This window comes from Klebsiella oxytoca, assembly GCF_009707385.1.
Lineage (GTDB): Bacteria > Pseudomonadota > Gammaproteobacteria > Enterobacterales > Enterobacteriaceae > Klebsiella > Klebsiella oxytoca_C.
Map to the genome: position 1 here is coordinate 5,319,834 of NZ_CP046115.1, position 19,823 is coordinate 5,339,656.

Below are 19,823 nucleotides of genomic sequence, written 5' to 3' on the forward strand. Positions count from 1 at the left end.
TGAGGATTGCGCATAATTCGGGCATAACAGCCCTATGTGCCTCGCTCAGGATCGAAGACCATGAAATTTCTCAGAAAGCTGATTCTCTGGCTGCTGATTGCCCTGCTGGTAGTGATTATTGCCGCTTATTTCCTGCTGCAAACCCAGTGGGGTGGACGCCAGGCCAGCGCCTGGCTTAGCGAGGATACCGGCTGGAAGGTCTCTTTTAACAAGATGGAGCATAATTTCTCCTCGCCAATGCACCTGCAGCTGCAAAACGTCACCCTCGGCCGCGACGGCAAACCCGCCACGCTGGTCGCAAAAACGGTGGATATCGGTTTTAGCAGCCGCCAGTTCAGCGATCCGCTGCATGCTGATGAAATCGTCCTCAGCGACGGCACGCTGAACTTCTCTCCTTCCTCTGCTGCGCTACCGTTTGCCGCTGACCGTCTCCGCTTACGCAATATGGCGTTCAATAGCCCGGAGAGCGACTGGGATCTCAGCGCTCAGCGCGTCACCGGCGGCGTCAACCCGTGGGCGCCGGAAGCGGGCAACGTTCTCGGTAAGAAAACGCAGATTCAGATGAGCGCCGGGTCGATGACTCTCAACGGTATTGAAGCCAGCAACGTGCTGATTCAGGGGAATATTGATAACGGAGAGGTCTCGCTTTCCACTGTTGGAGCGGATGTTGCGCGCGGCACGCTCACCGGCACGGCGAAACGCAGCGCCGACGGCGGCTGGCAGGTCGATAATTTACGCCTCAACGAGATTCGCATGCAAAGCGATAAATCACTCGCCGACTTTTTCGCCCCGCTGCTTACCCTGCCTTCACTGCAGATTGGCCGCCTTGATGTCACCGACGCCAGCCTGCAGGGGCCAGACTGGGCGATTGTCAGCCTCGACCTGAATCTACGCAATCTCACCCTCAGCCACGGCGACTGGCAAAGCCAGGAGGGTACGCTGTCGATGAATGCCAACGAGTTTATCTACGGCTCGCTGCATTTCCTCGATCCGATTCTCAACGCCGGGTTTTCACCACAGGGGATCGCGCTGCGCCAGTTTACCTCACGCTGGGAGGGCGGCATGGTACGCACTTCCGGCAACTGGCTGCGCGCCGGCCACGCCCTGGTACTGGACGACACCGCGTTCGCCGGTCTGGAATACACGTTGCCGGCCAACTGGAAGCAACTATGGATGGAACAACTGCCAGAATGGTTACAGAGCCTGACCCTGAAGAAATTTAGCGCCAGCCGCAACCTGGTGATTGATGTTGAACCGGAGTTCCCGTGGCAGATCACCGCTCTCGACGGCTACGGCGGCGAGCTGCAGCTGGTGAAGGATCGCAGTTGGGGTATATGGAACGGCAGCGCGACGCTGAACGCCGCCGCCGCGACCTTTAATCGTATTGACGTCCGTCGGCCGTCGCTCAAGCTGAGCGCCAATGCCTCTACGGTGAACGTTAACGAACTCAGCGCCTTTACCGAACGCGGGATCCTGGAAGCCACCGCAGCGGTATCGCAGCTCCCGCAGCGTCTGGTCAACCTGAGCCTGAACGGTCGCGGCGTACCGTTAAATATTTTGCAGGCGTGGGGCTGGCCCGCTCTACCGGTTTCCGGCGACGGAAATTTCCAGCTAACGGCGACCGGCAGCGTGCTGGCGGATGCGCCGCTGAAGCCGACCGTCAACGGGCAGCTTAGCGCCATCAATATGGAAAAACAGCAGGTTGCGCAGGTGATGCGTAACGGGGAAGTCATCAGCGCTCAGACTCCTTCTGCTCCAGAGACGACGACCCCCTGATTACCCCTCCTCCTAATCCTCTCCCCGCCGGGGAGAGGAAACCGCCCTCTGAAGCCCCTGTTTTATGCCCACACCGAGTGACCCCCTCTTCCTTCCAGGGAGAGGGATGGGGTGAGGGTCATATTCCCGCCATGAAACCTGTTGCCATTTAGCGGCTGTTTGTACCTATTTCCCGCAACCTGTTCCTTTCAAATAATGGACTTGCTATAACAAAAACACTGGAAGTTAAAAAAATAATTAAAGTCCCTGAACCTACAAAAATAAAGGAACGACCATGTCTGTAATACGTCAACGTATTCTGGAGAATATGCAAAAATTCTCCAGAGCAATGATCGGTGCAGTATTGTTCTTGCCGGTCATCGGCTTAATTTTGGCACTCAGCTCTGTCTTAACTAATCCAACATTAATTTCGGAGACCAGTTTTTTACACCAGCTCGGACAGCTCCTCGGCGATACCTTCTGGCCTTTATTCGGTAACCTGGGATTACTATTTTGCGTCGGCATAAGCTATGGCCTGGCGAAAGATAAAAAAACCGAAGTCGCGCTGGTTTCGGTAATGTGTTTTATCATGTTTCTTGGCGCCAACCACTCCTGGCTGGAGCATACCAACGGCCTCGCGGAAAAAATTAACGACGAATATTATGGCACCGGGCAAACTCAGCTGCTGGGCTTTGTCGTGGTTGATATGGGAGTCTTCCTCGGGATTATTCTCGGCTGCACTATCGCCTGGGTACATAACAAAGTGTCGACCATTGAGCTGCCAGGCGCGCTCTCCATGTACGGCGGGGCCAAGCTGACGCTGGTGGCGATGACGCCGGTTGTCATTTTCTACGCCATCGCCTTTACCTGGATCTGGCCGTTTATGACTCACGGCATCACGGCGCTGACCGGCTTTATGAAAAACGCAGGCGTAGCGGGAGTTTTCGTCTACGGTTTCTTTGAAAAATTCCTCATCCCCACCGGTCTGCACCATTTTGTGTGGTCGCCGTTCCAGCTCACGCAAATCGGCGGCACGCTGAACGTCGACGGCCAGGTCGTTTCCGGCACCCAGGCGATTTTCCTCGCCTATATGCGCCACCCGGATCTTACCCCGGTGATGAACGATGCGCTGCGCTTCTCACAGCAGGGAATGACCACTATCTTCGGCCTTGCCGGTGCCTCGCTGGCGTTCTACCACACGGCGAAACCGGAGAAAAAAATGATGGCCAAAGCGATTCTGCTGCCGGCCATTATCACCTCCATGCTCACCGGTATCACCGAGCCAATTGAGTTTACTTTCCTGTTCGTTTCGCCGCTGCTGTGGGTTATCCATGCCACCCTGACCGCGGCCTCGCAGGCGATTTGCGATATCTTTACCGTTCGCCCCTGGGGCGCCTCCGGACTGATTGAGTTCCTGATTTACAACCTGCCGCTGCCGGTTTCCCTGACGCGCTGGCCGGGCTATGTGCTCATCGGAATCGGCCAGTTCGCGGTCTACTACGTTATCTTCCGCACCCTGGTGGTTAAGCTGAATCTCAAAACACCGGGTCGTGAAGATGATGAAAACGTGAAGTTATATAGCAAGGCAGATTACCGTAAAAAAATGGGCGAACCGCAGTCGGTGACCAATGAAATTATCAACGGCTTAGGCGGTAAAGATAACATTATTTCCGTCGACAACTGTTTCACCCGCCTGCGCGTCGCTATCCATAATATGGATTTAGTTGACGATGCAATATTAAAAAGCACCGGCGCAAATGGCGTAGTACGCAATCGAAATGAAGTTCAGGTTATTTATGGCGTCAAAGTGGGACAGATTCGTTCCCGGGTTGATAGCTGGCTAGCAGAAAATTAATTGGGAGTTTTTATGAAATTAACCGTATTAGGCGGGGGCGGCGTTCGCTCTGCATTCCTGGCGAAATCTCTGGCATATAACGCACACCGCATTGGTTTAACGGAAGTGGTATTTCTCGACAGCTCCGCTGAGAACCTGGCGATATTCGGCGAGATTGCCCGCTATGTGTTTAATGCTATTCGCCCGGATATTCACTTCAGCGTAACCAGCGACCCGGTGCCAGCGCTGAAAAATAGCCACTATGTGATAACCACCCTACGGGTGGGCGGCGATGAGAGCCGGATCCGCGATGAGCGTATCGCCCTCGAGCACAACACCCTGGGCCAGGAGACCACCGGCGCAGGCGGTTTCGCCATGGCGATGCGTTCTATTCCGGCGATTCTCAACTACTGCCGCCTGATTGAAGAGCACGCCGCCGAAGACGCCATTCTGTTTAACTTCACCAACCCGTCAGGGCTGGTCACCGAAGCGATTATTAAATCTGGCTTTAAGCGCCGGGTGTACGGTATCTGCGACGCGCCGTCGGAGCTTATTCGCGAGCTACCAGAGATCCTCGGCTGCGACGAACGCGACCTCGGCGTCGAATGCTACGGGCTGAACCACTTCTCCTGGTTTACCCACTTCACCGTGCGCGGCGAGGATGTTACCGAGCGCCTGATCGCCAGCCCTGATTTATACCGCAAGACGGCAATGCAGTATTTCTCGCCGGAGCTGGTTCAGCTGTGCGATAAGCAGCTGCTGAATGAATATCTTTACTACTACTACTATCGTGAAGTGGCCTTAAAAGCGATTCAGAACGCGACAGAAACCCGCGGCGAGCAGATTGCCCGCATCAATCACGATATGCGTGAAGAGCTGAAGACCGTTGACGTCAAAGCCAGCCCGGAAGCGGCGTTTACTATCTGGATGAAGCACTATCTGCGCCGGGAAAACAGCTATATGCAGAATGAGTCGCAGCAGGAAAAATTCCATACCCGCGAGCCGTTAACCTTAAAACAGTTTATCGAGGAGCCAGATACTGGCGGCTACGCGGGCGTGGCGCTGGATATTCTGGAAGCGGTCAACAGCACCACTACCAAGCGCATCGTGGTGTCGATGCCCAATAACGGCACGCTGGACTTCCTGCGCCCGGACGATGTGATTGAGATCAGCTGCGACCTGAGTAAAGACGGCCTGAAGCCGGTAACGCCAAAGCATGTACCAACGGCGCAGAAAAACATGATCGCCAGCGTGAAAGAGTATGAACGGCTGGCGGTGGCGGCCATTCTGCAGCGGGATAAATCACTGGCGGTACGGGCGCTGATGGCGCATCCGCTGGTCGGGTCTTATTCGCTGGCAAAAACGCTGGTGGAAGCCTATCTCGACGATAAGCAGTTCGCCGACTGGCAATAAACCCACCCTCGCGCCACCGCACTTCTCCCGGTGGCGCTGCGCTGACCGGGCTACGGGTTCACCGCCGTCTGCGGGGCGGTAGCCCGGACAGGCGCGTCAGGCGCCGCCTCCGGGGATCCCCGTGTGTGTAAACCACATCTTCAGCAGCCGCTCAAAACCGAGTATGCAGTAGCCGAAAAACGGGTTGCTCCAGTAAATATCGTCATCGAACTTTTGCGGGTCGTGGATAATAAACGCCGTATCCGCCGCCTGCGCCAACGGACTTTGATAATCGCCGGTAAAGCAGACCAGATTAATCTCCTTCCCTTCCAGTGCCTTCACCCAGTTCAGCGCCGAACTGCTGCGCCCGGATTTGGAAATAATCCAGATCGAATCAAATTTGGCGGCGTTCTTCTGCTCAAGAATTTCGTAATCCGGCCACAGCGCCAGGCTGGCATTCACCCCGGTCACCAAAAATTTATTGTAGATATACTGGGCGATTAGCTGCGAAAAGCCGCTGCCGTGAATCAAAATGCGGTGATGTTGCAGGCTTTCCAGCAGCGGTGTTATCCGCTCCACCGGCTGAATGCTCATGTAATCGATGTCGTTAGTGACATCGAGTTTCGGCATGGTGATATTGAATTTAATAAAATAGACCAGCTCCAGCCAGCCGCTGAATTTCAGTTTCTTCGCCAGCCGCACCAGCGAGGAAGGGTTGCTGTAACAGTGTTCCGCGACCGCGCGGATCCCCTCGCGCACGCACTGTTCAGGATCGTTCTGAATAAAGCGCAGCACGGTCATTTCAGTTTTGCTTAGCTTAACGTCACGAAAGATGTTTTCTAAATCCATTCCGGGCTCCTCTCAGCGGCAAACTACGCTATCACCCGGCGGCGCTGGCGTCTGTGGGCTCAATCACCAGAATGAAATGAACGTTACTTTTTTAGATAAAATGGAATAAAAAACCCTCTCCGTAAACGGAGAGGGCATAGCCTGTAGCCCCGATCATACAGTCGCATCACCGGGGGAGATTACCTGAGGCTGGGTTGCGCTTGCCTCCCGGAGGCGGCGTCTGACGCGCCTTGTCCGGGCTACCTGGTCCGCAGAAAGTTGTCACCCATGTTTCCGGTTCATACCGCTTACACATCTTGCCGGATGACTAAACGTTTACAGCGTAATCGTCAGCGCATTGCCCTGCGCGCTGATCACTACACCGAGCTCGCTGCCCGCCTGAGCGCCGCCCTGCACGCCCGCAATCTGCGGAATATTGCGCAGGCATAGCGTCCAGCCGCTGGCCTCGCCATCGCCGCTGACGGTGATGACGCTGCCCTGGCGTTTCGCCTTCAGGGTAAAGACCACCGACCCGTCCGCTGCCGGCACCTGGCTGACCGCTTCGCGCCCATCTTCGAGATTAAACAGCTGGAAGGCGGTACCTTCATTCCACGCGTAGTCCGGTTTCTGATCGTTGTTGCCCAGCGCCAGCAGGGTGTTATCACGCACGTACACCGGCAGGCTCATCACATCGTGATTCTGCTTATGCCAGCGGCTGCCCTGCGCTTCGTCATTGCGCCACAGATGGGTCCAGCGCCCTTCCGGCAGCCAGAACTGCACATCGCCCGCTTCGCTAAACACCGGCGCCACCAGAACAGAATCCCCCAGCATGTACTGCCGATCCAGATAGTCGCAGGCCGGGTCGTGCGGGAACTCCAGAATCATCGAACGCAGCATCGGCGTACCGAACTCACTGGCCAGCGCCGCCTGACGGTACAGATACGGCATCATGCGGCATTTCAGCTGCGTGAAGTGGCGCACCACGTCGCAGGACTCGTCATCGTAGGCCCACGGCACGCGATAGGATTTGCTGCCGTGCAGACGACTATGGCTCGACAGCAGGCCGAAGGCACACCAGCGCTTGTAGACATGAGCGGGCGCGGTATTTTCGAAGCCGCCGATATCGTGGCTCCAGAACCCAAAGCCGGACATGCCGATCGACAGACCGCCGCGCAGACTTTCCGCCATCGATTCGTAGTTGGCGTAGCAGTCGCCGCCCCAGTGAACCGGGAACTGCTGCGCACCCACCGAGGCGGAACGGGCGAACAGCACCGCCTCTTTCTCGCCGACGGTCTCTTTCAGCACATTCCACACCAGCTCGTTATAGATGAAGGCGTAGTGGTTGTGCATTTTCTGCGGGTCGGAGCCATCAAACCACCGCACGTCGGTCGGAATACGCTCGCCGAAGTCGGTCTTGAAACAGTCAACGCCCATTGCCACCAGGCCTTTCAGCTTGTCGGCGTACCACTGGCAGGCTTGCGGATTAGTGAAGTCATAAATCGCCAGTCCCGGCTGCCATTTATCCCACTGCCACAGCGAACCGTCAGGACGTTTCAGCAGATAGCCTTTCTCCTGCAGTTCTTTAAATACCGGCGAACGCTGGCCGATATACGGGTTGATCCACACACAGACCTTCAGACCTTTGTCTTTCAGGCGCTTAATCATGCCTTCCGGGTCAGGGAACGTGACCGGATCCCACTCAAAATCGCACCACTGGAAGGCCTTCATCCAGAAGCAGTCGAAGTGGAACACGTGCAACGGCAGGTTGCGCTCTGCCATACCGTCAATAAAGCTGTTAACCGTCGCTTCATCGTAGTTGGTGGTGAACGAGGTGGTCAGCCACAGGCCGAAAGACCAGGCTGGCGGCAGCGCCGGGCGCCCGGTAAACCGGGTATAACGGTTCAGCACCTCTTTCGGGGTCGGACCGTCAATGACGAAGTACTCGAGGTGTTCACCTTCGACGCTGAACTGTACCTTCGAGACTTTCTCGGAGCCGATTTCGAAAGAGACGCGCTCAGGATGATTCACCAGCACGCCGTAGCCGCGGTTGGTCAGGTAGAACGGGATATTTTTATACGACTGCTCGGTACTGGTACCGCCGTCTTCGTTCCAGGTTTCCACCGTCTGACCGTTACGCACCAGCGCGGTAAAGCGCTCACCAAGGCCGTAAACGGTGTCGCCGACGCCGAGATCCAGACGCTCGAACATATAGTTGCGATGCGTTTTCGTATCCTGAACGTAGCCGTCGTTTTTCAGCTGGCTGCCGGTAATACGCACGCCGTCGCGCAGGAAATCCAGCGACCAGAAATCGCCTTTAGTCACGCGCGCGGTCAGATTACCGCTCTTCAGTTCGGCAAACTCAGCGCCGTTGTTAATTTCAACGTTCACATCTTTCAGCACGTTCAGCGGGTAATGCGGGCCGTTGTTCAACGCGCCCTGGAAGTGCTCCATGCGTACGCCGATCACCCCTTCCTGCGGGGAGAAAAAGCGCACGGTAAATAGCGGAACGTCCAGCTGGGCGGCGCGTTCACGAACTTCGCGAGACGCCACATAGACCACCATTTCGTTACCCTGCTGCTCAACCTCATAGACCTGCACGGGTTGGATCAGATTGAGCCCTGGTTGAATAAGCCAGTTTCCATCACTGATTTTCATGAATAGCTTCCTCTTAGTTTTGCAATTCTTTGCCTGTCGGCGCTGAAGTGAAGTCGTGTTCGTTGCGACGCGCGCCCTGAGCCAGTTCCGCCATCATCTTTTTCAGGAACGGCGTTTTCAGGGTGTAGTAGCGTTTCGCAATAACTGCGCTCAGCAGGTAACAAACCGCCGGAGCGAGGGTGAATAGTGAAATAATGATGGTGATGGTGACGCTGTTCTGGGCTTTGGCCGCGGCATCGTAACCGCCACCCGCCAGCATCCAGCCAATCAGCGCGCCGCCCAGCGCCAGCCCCAGCTTGAGCACGAACAGGGTGCCCGCAAAGCTAATACCGGTCAGGCGCTTGCCGTTGCACCATTCGCCATAGTCGACGGTGTCGGACATCATCACCCACTGAATCGGCGTCACCAGCTGATGCAGCACGCCAATTACGAAGATAAAGGCGAACATGGTGATTTCGGCGTCCATCGGCACGAAGAACATCGCCACGCTCAGCGCCGCCAGGATAGCGTTGGTCCACCAGAAAACGCTGACTTTGCATTTCCAGTCGGTAAGCGGCTTCGCCAGCGCCGAGCCAATCAGGTTGCCGACGCAGTAGGTGGTGAGGAAGGCGGTGAACAGACCAGCGGATCCCATGATCCAGGTGGTGTAGTACATCATCGCGCCGCCGCGAACGCAGACCGCGAGAATGTTGAGTATGGTCAGCAGACCAACCACACGCCACTGATCGTTACGCCAGATATCACGCAGGTCTTCCCGCATCGAGGTGGTGCCCGGCGGGGCTTCGACGCGCTCTTTAGTGGTGAAGAAGCAAAACGCCAGCATCAGGAACGCAACCACCGAGAGCACCGCGATGCCGCCCTGGAAGCCAAAGGCTTTGTCTTCGCCGCCGATAAAATTCACCAACGGCATCATCAGAACGGTAGAGAGCATGCCGCCCGCCGTCGCCAGCACAAAGCGCCAGGACTGCAGGGAAATGCGCTGCGTTGGGTTGTCGGTGATGACCCCGCCCAGCGCGCAGTACGGGATATTGACCACGGTATAGAGCAGGGTCAGCAGGGTGTAGGTGACCGCGGCGTAAATCAGCTTGCCGTTATGGCTCAGGTCCGGCGAGCTGTAGGCCAGCACGCAGACGAGCCCGAAAGGAATTGCACCAAACAGGATCCACGGACGGAATTTTCCCCAGCGGCTGCGGGTACGGTCGGCCAGTAGCCCCATGCATGGATCGGATATCGCATCCAGCGCGCGGGCCAGCAGGAACATGGTGCCGACATAGCCGGCAGGGATACCAAAAATGTCGGTATAGAAAAACATCATATACAACATTACGTTATCGAAAATGATGTGGCTTGCGGCATCGCCCATGCCGTAACCAATCTTCTCTTTGACGGACAAAATATGATCTTGCATAACACACCCTTCTCTCAACGCTGACGCTGGCTGGTACCGGTTACAGCTTTTGTAAACTATCCGCGCCGTAAGAGGAATTGCGATATCTCATATTCAAATTACGTTTCTTGTTTTATGTGATCCCGGTGGTCAGAAGAGTGTGTGAAAGTGTAAGCCACGGATTTTGCAAGGAATTGTTTAAGAAGGTTCTGTAAAGTCCAGTTTTAACAGTAAAAAAGTGCGTTGGGGTATGTGGTTAATGCAGGAAAGTAGCTATAATGCGCCCGCCTCCATGTAGCAATCGAGGCGCGGAAGATCGTCATCTCCGGTGAGGTGGCTGGACTTCAAATCCAGTTGGGGCCGCCAGCGGTCCCGGGCAGGTTCAACTCCTGTGATCTTCCGCCAGTTCAATCATTTTTATCCATGTGAACTTATCCAGAAAATCAGCCTTTCGGTTCAATGCCTTTTGCTCTCAGCGCGCTTCTCGCCAGTTCTTTGAACCAGCTCGCAAGACTCACCCTTTCCGGCAAGTGGTTACGTGCAGCGGGGTTCGATACCGGAAAACGCTTCACGGTTAAGGTAATGAATGGCTGTATTGTGCTGCTGCCGCAGAGCGATAAGGAAGAGATGCTTAAAGCGGAATTACTGCAAATTCAGCAATCCTTTACAAGCGTCAACAGCGTGCTTCATCTGCCCGGTCTGACGCCAGATTACCAGGCAAGCCCTGCCAGGCGCAGCGCAGGCCGGGAAAACGTCCTCTCCAGGCTACCGCCGCGCCAGTGGCTATTAAAACGGCTATCGTTTGTAGCATTAAAATTGCTGAGAGATTCCCGGAACGCGGGTCCAGCCCCCCATCAGAAGTAATAACCAATATTGACGTTAGTGCGGAAATACCATTTTCCGCTGCCCTCGGACTGGGTGCTGGTCCAGCCGGTGGAGTTTAGCGCGCCGCCCCACGGGTTGACGTTCTTTGCCCAGCTGAGATCGACCCAGAACATCACCGGCAGCGCAAATACCTGTACGCCAAGGGTGTTCATCTGTGAATTACTCCATCCGCTTTTGTCTTTCCACAGCACGCTATAATCGTTGTAAAAACGCAGCTTCGACACGCCTCCCCACTTCACGTCCACATCTCGGGCAAGGTTGAGCGACCCGGTGGTGGCTTTAGCCGGTATCATGTAAGCAGGCGTCAGACCATTGCCGCCCATCAGAATAGCGTCGTCGCTAACGCCCGCCGGGTTCTTCGGATCGTACTGGTAGCGAATCAGCTGCGAAGTAAGCTGCCATGGCCCGTTGTGCAGCATCCCGTGCACGCCCGCCGCCCAGAAGGTGCCGTCGTCGTCGGTCTCACGGTTATGCAGCCGCGCCAGCGCCAGCGAACCACCCAGCTCGTTGTTCCAGCCGCCGCCGTGGAAATTACGCGCAATTCGTACATTCACCTGATCGCGCTTTTCATTGTGCTGCTGATGCTGTGTGGGATAGATGGTGTTTTTTAGCCGATCGTAATCTCCAACGTCCGGCGCATAGCGTAAATTCTCCGGTTCCATCCAGGGGAAATAGGCCACATCCAGCGTCCAGTTATTATCATGATATTGATAGTTAATACCGCTACCGGCGCTAACGCCAAATCCTAAATAAAACGGAATACCGTAAGACCAGCCAAATTGCGGATAAGGCTCAAGACCGAAAGGTTTACCCGGGATGCCCAGCTGGATATTATTATTATTATCGAAACGATAGCCCACATAAGCGCGATCGATAGCATATTTATGGTGATCCTGGAACCAAAATCCAGCGTCGAAGAAATAGTTATTATAAAAACCGCTACTATCGATACGAAACGTATCAAAACGCAGATGCGGCGGGTTACGGTAATTACTTCCCTTCCAGTCTTCATAGCGGTAATTAGCCCGTAGCGCACCGCCGAAATCCAGTCCGGCGAGATTGTCAGCACTGCGCCAGCCAATATGGGGGAACGGCTTACCCGCTTCCGCCAGCGCCACTCCGCTGGAGCCGACTGCCAGCAGCAGCGGGAGAAAAAATTTACGCATAGCACATGCCTCACTTTACAATTTAATAAGCGATGGAAGTCCGCCGATTAATATCGAATTATTATTTTGTTTCAGTAATGAAACTCTCGGTTAAATAGCGCGATGTTTATATTTTCGTTTCAAATATGAAACTCTGTTTATTATTTGATAGAGGAAAAATCGCACGCAGGATGTCGGGAGTCAAGGCATAAACTTTGAGCTATAACTCAATATTATTATTCAACGATTAACATATTGATATTTTCGGTACAGCGAGAGAAATATTCTCATATATGAGACGTTATTTAAGAAAAAGAATAACATCGTGAGTTTTAATGCATTTGCGGGTACCTGTGGTCTTTCCAACCCCCCCATTTCTCAATCGGACTTACCTGCCCGACCAGCGTGTACAGAGCGGCGCAATGCGCGATTTTCACTTTTTTAATATAACTGTTATCGCCATCAAGCCATTTCTCCCCGGGGTGCAGCGGTCTATGCTCAATACATTCAAACGATGAACCTCATTCAAAACCGGAGAGTGTATGAAAGCGATCGCCATTACCCGCGCGGCGGCAGAAGGCAGCAATATTCCTTTTTTAACCGACATCGAGCTGCCACAGCCGGTTGCCGAGGGACACGATCTGTTGGTTGAAGTGAAGGCCATTTCCGTCAACCCGGTAGATACTAAAGTTCGAGCCGGGTTTAACGCCGATACCCCGCGCGTGCTGGGCTGGGACGCGGTGGGCGTGGTCAAAGCCGTCGGCAGCGCAGTGACCCTGTTCGCTCCGGGAGATGAAGTGTGGTACGCCGGAGCGCTGGGCCGTCCCGGTAGCAACAGCGAATTCCAGCTGGTGGATGAGCGTATCGTGGCCCTTAAGCCGCGTTCGCTGGATAATGCTTCCGCCGCCGCGCTGCCGCTCACCGCCATTACCGCCTGGGAGCTGCTGTTCCACCGTCTTGGCGTACAGGAAGGCGGTAACGCGGGCGACACGCTGCTGATCGTCGGCGCGGCGGGCGGCGTCGGTTCGATTCTGACCCAGCTCGCCAGCAGGCTGACCGGTCTGACGGTCATTGGTACCGCCTCGCGTCCGGAAAGCCAGCAATGGGTGCAGGAAGCGGGCGCGCACCATGTTATCGATCACAGTAAACCGCTCGCCGACGAGCTGGCGCGGATTGGCGTCAAAGCCGTGACCCACGTCGCTAGCCTGACCAATACCAGCCAGCACTATCCGCAGCTGATCGCCGCGCTCGCACCGCAGGGCAGGCTGGCGCTGATCGACGATCCCGAATCCCTCGACGTAGTACCGCTGAAGGCGAAAAGCATTTCTCTGCACTGGGAGTTTATGTTTACCCGCTCGATGTTCGAAACACCGGATATGATTGCCCAGCATCAGCTGCTGGCCCGCGTGGCGGCGCTGATTGACGATAAAACCATTAAGACCACCCTCGGCGAGCACTACGGCGCCATCACTGCCGCCAACCTACAAAAAGCGCACGCGCAGCTGGAAACCGGGCGTTCGGTGGGCAAAATCGTGCTGGAGGGCTTTTAAGATGAGCAACGAAGCGATCTCGATTATCGCGGTGCTGACGGCGAAACCGGGCCAAACGAAAGCGCTGCGCCAGGCACTACAGGCGCTGCTGCTGCCGACGCGTCAGGAGCCGGGCAACCTCGATTACGCCCTGTTTCAGCTGCGCGATGCGCCGGATACGTTCTATATGCGCGAATCCTGGCGCAATCAGGAAGCGCTGGACGCGCATATCGCCCTGCCGCACTTCCAGGAATTTATTGCGCAGATGGATAGCCTGCTTGCCGGGCCGCTGCGGCTGGATTATCTGACGCCCGTCGAGCCCTGATATTTTCTGCATTCCGTTTGCGGGGAGGAGCCAATCTTTAACCCTTTGAGCTCTCCCCCTCCGTCTTATTCAGCGCCGTTATGCAGAAGAGGTTTGCTATGCAGATTAACGCTACTGGAACGAACTCGGCCGGCCAGCCGCTGGGGTCTATGGCCATCACCCGCCGCGAGCCGGGTCGATGATCGGTGGTATCCCGGAAACTCAGGAGATGCTCGATTTTTGCGCCGGGCACGGTATCGTCGTCGATATTGAGCTGATTCGCGGCGACCAGATTAACGAGGCCTGGGAGCGGATGATTAAAGGCGACGTGAAATACCGCTTCGTCATCGACAGCGCCACTCTCGGCGGTTAAGCCCTGCGGCGAAAGGTACGCCGCCACTCCGCCGGGCTGACGCCAAAGCGCGCTTTAAACTGTTGGCGCCAGGTCACGGCGGAGCGATAGCCCACTTCCTCCGCCACCTGCCCGACAGGTAAATCCCCGGCCTCCAGCAGGATCTGGCTACGCCGCAGGCGCTCGGCGGCCAGCCAGTCGACGATGCCCATACCGGTCGCTTTCGCGAAATGGCGAGTGAGTGTGCGGCGGCTCATCGCCGCCACCTGTGCCAGAGAATCCAGATTATGCGATTCGCGGATATGCTGCTGGAGATACTCAAGCAGGCCATTTATCCGCGCGTCGCGGGTGTTTTTCGGCACCGGCTGGGCGATAAACTGCGCCTGTCCTCCCTCCCGGTGCGGCGGAACGATCATCCGCCGGGCGATCTGATTGGCGGCAAGGCTGCCGAAGCGCTGGCGAATGATATACAGGCAGCAGTCGAGCGCCGCTGCGGTCCCCGCAGAGGTGATAACTCCCTCATCGTCAACGTACAGCGCGTTGATATCCAGCCGCACCTGCGGAAACAGTCGCTGAAAATCCTGCTCAAACTCCCAGTGGGTTGCCGCGCGCCTGTCCTCAAGCAGCCCGGCGTAGCCCAGCACAAACGCCCCGAGGCACAGGCCGACGATTTGCGCGCCGTTGTTGCGCGCGCGAACCAGACCGTCGAGCAGCGACTGCGGTGGACGCTGATTCACCGCCCCCCAGTAAGGCACCACCACGATATCCGCCTGTTCAAGAGCGGAAAAATCGCCGCTGGCGTTCAGCGCGAAGCCGTCGCGGGCGCTCAGCAGCCCGGGCCGTTCAGCGCAAATCTGCAGATTAAAGCGTTTGGTTTCCGAGACCGTATCGCCAAACAGCATACAGGGCACCGAGTAGTGAAACGGGCTAAATCCGTCCACCGCCACAATTGCCACTTCCGTCAGTTTCATCGCCCGCTCCGCTTTTAAAAGATCATACTTTCCCCATCCTGCGGGATGCTGACCGCATCGGCAATCTGATTGTCAACCACGTACTGGCGCAGCTCATCGCGGCTCAGCAGACAGTGGTTCACCGCTTCCATATGGCTGGCGACGATTTTGGCTTCCGGCAGGGTGAAGCGCGCCTTCAGCACATCCTCTTTGCCCATGATGATCGGCCCAAAACCGATGACGTGCGCATATCCGACATTCAGTACCACCACGTCAGGGCGCAGCCTGAGCATGTCGGCTTCCACTTCATCGCGCCAGATGGTGTCTCCCACCAGCCACAGGGTTTTCTCCTGCGGATGACGTAACACCACGCCGCAGGCTTCGCCCAGACGCTCTGCCATTGCCAGCACTGCGTAAGTACGGTCGCTGCCGTGCTGGCCTGAGCTGGTTTTCAGCAGTGAAATATCGGCAAACGCGCTGCGCTCAGAGAGCAAACGAATATCGCTAAACCCCTGACCGCGCAGCAGCTGAGCGTCGGCCTCATGCTGGACGTAAACCGGCAGGGTTTTGGGGATCGCGGCGATCGCCGCCTCGTCCCAGTGATCCTGATGAGTGTGGGTGACGATAACGGCATCCACGTCAACGATCTCTTCAACGGCAAAAGGCAACGCCACCAGCGGGTTACGCAGCTCACTGCGCGCGGTACCGGCAAAGCCCGCCCAGGCGCCTTTCGCAGAAAGCATCGGGTCAATCAGAAACTTTTTACCTGCATATTCAATAAGCTGGGTGGCATTGCGAACGTGAGTGATTTTCATGGTATTCATACCTCTTCGCGGTCATTTTGCGAACATCGTAGCTGGCACAAGCCTGGCGCAATATGGGCTTCCGGGCAATGTTCGATGAGATTGGGCCAATCTTTGGCGGTTGCCATCTATTTCCGGCTATGGTGTGCTGAACGCTCAACTTTCAGAAACAGTGGCTACGATGAAGAAAAAACTAACCGCCGCCGATATGCACGATGCCGAAGTTCTGGCGCATACCCCGTGGTTCAGCATGCGCAAGATCGGGATTGATATGGCTCCCGGCGATCGGCGGGATTTTTACTCCATTCACTACCCGCGCCCGGCGGTAGGGATTGTGGCGATGCAGAATGACAAAGTGCTGCTGATTCGCCACTACCGCTACCTGATAGACCAGGTCGTGTGGGCGATTCCTTCAGGCGGCGTCGATGAAGGCGAAGATCCGCATGAGGCGGCCCTGCGCGAGCTACGGGAAGAGACCGGCTGGCAAGCGCAGCACGCCGAAGAGATTCTCCGCTATAACCCCTCCTACGGCAGCAGCGACCAGCTATTTATCACCTGGCTGGCCAGCGATTTAAGCTATGTAGGGATGGATGAAAATCAGGATGAGGTGATGGAAACCGGCTGGTTTACCCTTGAAGAAATAGGCCAGCTGATCGCCCGCGGTGAGATGCCGGACGGGCTATCGCTGGTGCCGCTGCTGCATCTGATGGCGCAGCGGCGCACCGGTTTAGCGTAGCGGCTTCAGCATTCGCCAGCGGAACCACAGCTGAGCGACGAGGATCAGCAGGCCGCCGATAATTTTCTGCAGCGGCAGCTGTTCGCCGTACCATAGCGCCGCGGCGATCACCGTCAGCAGCGGCTCCAGCACCATAATAATCGCCGCGCTGGCGACCGCCGCGTACTTCTGCCCCTTCATTTGCAGGCCGAAGCGCAGGCTGGTGGCAATAACGATACTGGCGAGCAGCCAGCCGAAGGTCGGCAGGGTAAACGGCCGATCCCAGGTCTCAAAGGCGGCGGAAATAGCCAGTCCAACAAGCCCGGTGATGCCGAGCTGCACGGTAGTCAGCGGGATCAGCGGCACCTCGCGGGCGCTTTTGCTGGTGTAGCAAAACCAGATCGACTGTACCAGCGCGGTCAGCAGAAACCAGCCCTGGCTGGGGTGAAACTCAATCGGCATATGCAGGCTGAGTAAGCCCAGACCGACAACCGCAATCGGCAGGCACTCCCAGTAGGCTCGCGCCGGACGCGCTTTCATCATCACCCACGCGGTAATCGGCACGAACAGCATCGACAGGCTCATGATGAACGCCCCTTCGCCCAGCGATGGGGTGGTCGATACCGAGTAGATCCACAGGCACAGGTTTAGTGCAAACCACAGGCCGCTGATAATCATGCGCGGCCAGTGTTGCTTCTCTACGCGAAAGCCGCGGCAGAATGGCAGCAGCAGCAGCGCGGCGAAGAAAAAGCGCAGCCCGAGGAAGGCGAAAACCGGCATACCGGCAATCGCTTCTCGGGAAAAAATCCATCCGCAGGCGGCGATAACTGTCGCGGCTATGAGCAGTAAATCTGCCTGGCGTTGCCGGGTCATCGCCACCTCTCCTTGTGTGAGTGATTACCAGCCAGGTACCGCGCCGCCGTTAAAGATAGTCTCTGCCGCCTTCGCCACCTCCGGCGACTGGTAGGACTGGATAAACTCTTTCACGTTTTCCGCATCTTTGTTGTCTTCGCGGGTCACGATGATGTTCACATACGGCGAGTTTTTATCTTCAATAAAGATACCGTCGCGCACCGGCGAAAGACCGGTTTGCTGGAGATAGGTGGTGCTGATGATCGCCACGTCGACTTTCGGGTCGTCGATAACGCGCGGCAGCTGTGCGCCTTCCAGCTCCATAATCTTCAGGTTATGCGGGTTGTCGGTGATATCGACCGCCGTCGGCAGCAGGCCGGTTCCCGCTTTGAGGGTAATCAGCTTCTCCTGCTGGAGCAGAAGCAGCGCGCGTCCCAGATTGGTCGGGTCGTTAGGAATGGCGATGGTCGCGCCGTCTTTCAGCTCAGTGACGGATTTAATTTTGCGCGAGTAGCCCGCCATCGGGAAGACGAAGGTATTGCCCACCGCCACCAGGTGATAGTTGTGGGCTTTATTATCCTGTTCGAGAAACGGGCGATGCTGGAAGACGTTGGCGTCCAGATCTCCGGCATTGGTGGATTCATTCGGCAGCAGCGAGCCGCTAAAGCCTACCAGCTCGACATCGAGGCCATATTTCTCTTTGGCCACTTTTTTCGCCACTTCCGCCACATCCTGTTCCGCGCCGTTAATGACGCCGACTTTAATGTGTTTCGCATCGCTGCCCTTCTGGTCGCAGCCTGCCAGCAGCAGGCCGACCAGCGCCACGGCGGCGGCTGTCCGTAAACGTAATTTCATGGTTATCACCCCGTCAGTCCATAGAAGATCGTTATTATTTTTTCCTCTGAAACTATAACGATTTTGGGGTGAGGTTTTAAACGCAAAAACCGCAACCGGAAATAAAATCATCTTCCCCCGGATTGCAGCTGCCGCCTTATCCGGGCTACCCGATCGAAAGGCTGAACGCAGCGCAAGCCGGGGAGGGTTTTATATTTACAACCCCAGCTCGCTCAGCCCCGGGTGATCGTCCGGGCGACGGCCCTGCGGCCAGTGAAACAGACGCTCGCTTTCGGCGATCGGCAGGTCGTTGATGCAGGCGTAGCGCGTTTGCATCAGGCCCCGTTCATCAAATTCCCAGTTCTCATTGCCGTAAGAACGAAACCAGTTGCCGCTATCGTCGTGCCACTCATAGGCAAAGCGCACCGCAATGCGATTGTCGCTCCACGCCCACAGCTCCTTAATCAGCCGGTATTCCTGCTCTTTACGCCATTTCCGCTGCAAGAAATCGATAATTTGCGTTCTTCCATGAACAAACTCGCTGCGGTTGCGCCACTCGCTATCGACGGTATAAGCCAGCGCGACCTTTCCGGCATCGCGGCTGTTCCAGCCATCTTCAGCGGCACGTACTTTTTGCGCGGCGCTCTCGCGGGTAAACGGCGGCAGAGGCGGACGTTGTTCGGTCATCATGAATCTCCTGTATGAATACCCTTCATACTTCAAGTTGCTTATGTGTTGGCTACGGATTACTCGGCCCATCCATGGGCTTCGCCCTCACGGGCCGTCGCAAGCGACGTTCAAATCTGCTCCCGGCAGATTTGTCGTTTACCCCAGTCACATAGTTATCTATGCTCCTGGGGACTAATGAGAGGCTCCTGCCTCTCACCGGAGGCCAGCCTTCGGCTGGTCAAATTCGTTCCCGACGAATTTGTCACTCCCTTGCCGCCTTTAAGCAACTCGAATTATTTTGGGTATATAAGCTGCTGCAGGCGCTGATTTTCCCGCTCCAGATCGTCAATACGCTGTTGCAGCGTCTGGCTATACTCCGCCACCTGCTGAGCGGTGTAACGCGGGGTGATATGCTGGGGGCAGTTCCAGTCAAAAGCCTGTAAATGAAAGCGAAAAATACGCTCAATCCGGGCCCGATAGTTCTCCGGCGCGACCCGCGCCAGCAGCTGCGGATCGCCATCCGCCGCCACAACTTCGACGGTAGCGTAGATTTTCAGCCTGGCACGACGCGGGTAATCCATCAAAAACAGACACGCCCGGTCACTACCGCGCAGGTTGCCGGTGGTGATGTACTGACGATTACCGGAAAAATCCGCCATCGCCAGCGTGGTTTCGTCCAGCAGATGCAGAAATCCAGGCGGGCCGCCGCGATGCTGAATATAGGGCCAGCCGGTTTGCGAAATAGTGGCCAGATAGAAGCTATCGCGAGTGGCGATCATCCCCTCTTCGCTGGCGCTGAAGCGCGACCCTCGGCGCGGGCGATGTGGCGACTGCCACAATTCATCACTGCCCATTTCATGCTGGACAGCCATCACGTCGTCAGTCATAGCGATATCAAGAAAATCTTCTGGCATAGGTCCTCCCGATGCGTTGC

Annotated in this window: 16 protein-coding genes, 1 tRNA gene and 2 pseudogenes; 9 read left to right on the forward strand and 10 right to left on the reverse strand. The window is 56.3% G+C overall.

Annotated features, from left to right (window positions below; genetic code table 11):
- The first annotated feature begins 60 nt into the window (after nt 1-60).
- The 3 genes from GJ746_RS24840 to GJ746_RS24850 all read left to right on the forward strand — a co-directional run bounded on the left by GJ746_RS24840 (nt 61) and on the right by GJ746_RS24850 (nt 5,002).
- The gene (locus GJ746_RS24840) at nt 61-1,776 is read left to right on the forward strand and encodes an AsmA family protein (RefSeq protein ID WP_154682547.1); all 1,716 of its coding nucleotides are present in this window, start codon (nt 61-63) and stop codon (nt 1,774-1,776) included.
- A gap of 274 nt (nt 1,777-2,050) precedes the next feature.
- Complete coding sequence (locus GJ746_RS24845; RefSeq protein WP_154682548.1) at nt 2,051-3,610, forward strand: PTS transporter subunit EIIC; 1,560 nt, start codon at nt 2,051-2,053, stop codon at nt 3,608-3,610.
- A 12-nt stretch (nt 3,611-3,622) separates the two neighbouring features.
- Entirely contained in the window at nt 3,623-5,002 is a 1,380-nt protein-coding gene (locus GJ746_RS24850; protein WP_154682549.1) for a glycoside hydrolase, read from the forward strand.
- A gap of 96 nt (nt 5,003-5,098) precedes the next feature.
- Here GJ746_RS24850 and GJ746_RS24855 read toward each other — a convergent pair whose 3' ends face one another.
- The 3 genes from GJ746_RS24855 to GJ746_RS24865 all read right to left on the reverse strand — a co-directional run bounded on the left by GJ746_RS24855 (nt 5,099) and on the right by GJ746_RS24865 (nt 9,872).
- The gene (locus GJ746_RS24855; protein ID WP_154682550.1) at nt 5,099-5,830 is read right to left on the reverse strand and encodes a MurR/RpiR family transcriptional regulator; all 732 of its coding nucleotides are present in this window, start codon (nt 5,828-5,830) and stop codon (nt 5,099-5,101) included.
- Between the two features lie 315 nt (nt 5,831-6,145).
- Nucleotides 6,146-8,464 (reverse strand): alpha-xylosidase, encoded by a 2,319-nt coding sequence (gene yicI / locus GJ746_RS24860; RefSeq protein WP_154682551.1) that lies wholly within the window; start codon nt 8,462-8,464, stop codon nt 6,146-6,148.
- A 13-nt stretch (nt 8,465-8,477) separates the two neighbouring features.
- Nucleotides 8,478-9,872 carry a glycoside-pentoside-hexuronide family transporter gene (locus tag GJ746_RS24865; RefSeq protein WP_154682552.1) on the reverse strand — a complete coding sequence of 465 codons (1,395 nt, stop codon included), beginning with the start codon at nt 9,870-9,872 and terminating at the stop codon, nt 8,478-8,480.
- Between the two features lie 289 nt (nt 9,873-10,161).
- Here GJ746_RS24865 and GJ746_RS24870 point away from each other — a divergent pair.
- Nucleotides 10,162-10,256: transfer RNA gene (locus tag GJ746_RS24870), tRNA-Sec, on the forward strand.
- A gap of 114 nt (nt 10,257-10,370) precedes the next feature.
- Nucleotides 10,371-10,458 (forward strand): annotated as a pseudogene (locus GJ746_RS24875) (SymE family type I addiction module toxin); the annotation flags it as partial.
- A 247-nt stretch (nt 10,459-10,705) separates the two neighbouring features.
- On the opposite strand, the gene GJ746_RS24880 reads toward GJ746_RS24875, so the two are convergent.
- On the reverse strand, nt 10,706-11,902 hold the full coding sequence (locus GJ746_RS24880) for a hypothetical protein (RefSeq protein ID WP_154682553.1): 1,197 nt from the start codon (nt 11,900-11,902) through the stop codon (nt 10,706-10,708).
- Between the two features lie 521 nt (nt 11,903-12,423).
- Between GJ746_RS24880 and GJ746_RS24885 the strand changes: the two genes are divergently transcribed.
- From GJ746_RS24885 to GJ746_RS24895, 3 genes and pseudogenes are all read left to right on the forward strand, one after another.
- Nucleotides 12,424-13,431, forward strand: coding sequence for a zinc-binding alcohol dehydrogenase family protein (locus GJ746_RS24885; RefSeq protein WP_154682554.1), 1,008 nt, complete (start codon nt 12,424-12,426; stop codon nt 13,429-13,431).
- A 1-nt stretch (nt 13,432) separates the two neighbouring features.
- Nucleotides 13,433-13,735, forward strand: a complete 303-nt coding sequence (locus GJ746_RS24890; RefSeq protein ID WP_154682555.1) for a putative quinol monooxygenase — start codon at nt 13,433-13,435, stop codon at nt 13,733-13,735.
- Nucleotides 13,736-13,904: 169 nt separating this feature from the next.
- Nucleotides 13,905-14,087, forward strand: a pseudogene (locus tag GJ746_RS24895) (NAD(P)-dependent alcohol dehydrogenase); the annotation flags it as partial.
- On the opposite strand, the gene GJ746_RS24900 reads toward GJ746_RS24895, so the two are convergent.
- Both GJ746_RS24900 and GJ746_RS24905 read right to left on the reverse strand, forming a co-directional pair.
- Complete coding sequence (locus GJ746_RS24900) at nt 14,084-15,037, reverse strand: GlxA family transcriptional regulator (protein WP_154682556.1); 954 nt, start codon at nt 15,035-15,037, stop codon at nt 14,084-14,086. The pseudogene GJ746_RS24895 and the gene GJ746_RS24900 overlap by 4 nt on opposite strands.
- A 14-nt stretch (nt 15,038-15,051) precedes the next feature.
- On the reverse strand, nt 15,052-15,831 hold the full coding sequence (locus tag GJ746_RS24905) for an MBL fold metallo-hydrolase (protein WP_154682557.1): 780 nt from the start codon (nt 15,829-15,831) through the stop codon (nt 15,052-15,054).
- A 169-nt stretch (nt 15,832-16,000) separates the two neighbouring features.
- Here GJ746_RS24905 and GJ746_RS24910 point away from each other — a divergent pair, with 169 nt between their 5' ends.
- Entirely contained in the window at nt 16,001-16,555 is a 555-nt protein-coding gene (locus tag GJ746_RS24910) for an NUDIX domain-containing protein (protein WP_154682558.1), read from the forward strand.
- Here GJ746_RS24910 and GJ746_RS24915 read toward each other — a convergent pair.
- From GJ746_RS24915 to GJ746_RS24930, 4 genes are all read right to left on the reverse strand, one after another.
- Complete coding sequence (locus GJ746_RS24915; RefSeq protein WP_154682559.1) at nt 16,547-17,407, reverse strand: DMT family transporter; 861 nt, start codon at nt 17,405-17,407, stop codon at nt 16,547-16,549. The genes GJ746_RS24910 and GJ746_RS24915 overlap by 9 nt on opposite strands.
- A gap of 24 nt (nt 17,408-17,431) precedes the next feature.
- Entirely contained in the window at nt 17,432-18,241 is an 810-nt protein-coding gene (nlpA, locus tag GJ746_RS24920; protein WP_154682560.1) for a lipoprotein NlpA, read from the reverse strand.
- 195 nt (nt 18,242-18,436) lie between these two features.
- On the reverse strand, nt 18,437-18,907 hold the full coding sequence (locus tag GJ746_RS24925) for a DUF1348 family protein (protein WP_112216079.1): 471 nt from the start codon (nt 18,905-18,907) through the stop codon (nt 18,437-18,439).
- Between the two features lie 275 nt (nt 18,908-19,182).
- Nucleotides 19,183-19,803 carry a pyridoxamine 5'-phosphate oxidase family protein gene (locus tag GJ746_RS24930; protein WP_154682561.1) on the reverse strand — a complete coding sequence of 207 codons (621 nt, stop codon included), beginning with the start codon at nt 19,801-19,803 and terminating at the stop codon, nt 19,183-19,185.
- Nucleotides 19,804-19,823: the final 20 nt, after the last annotated feature.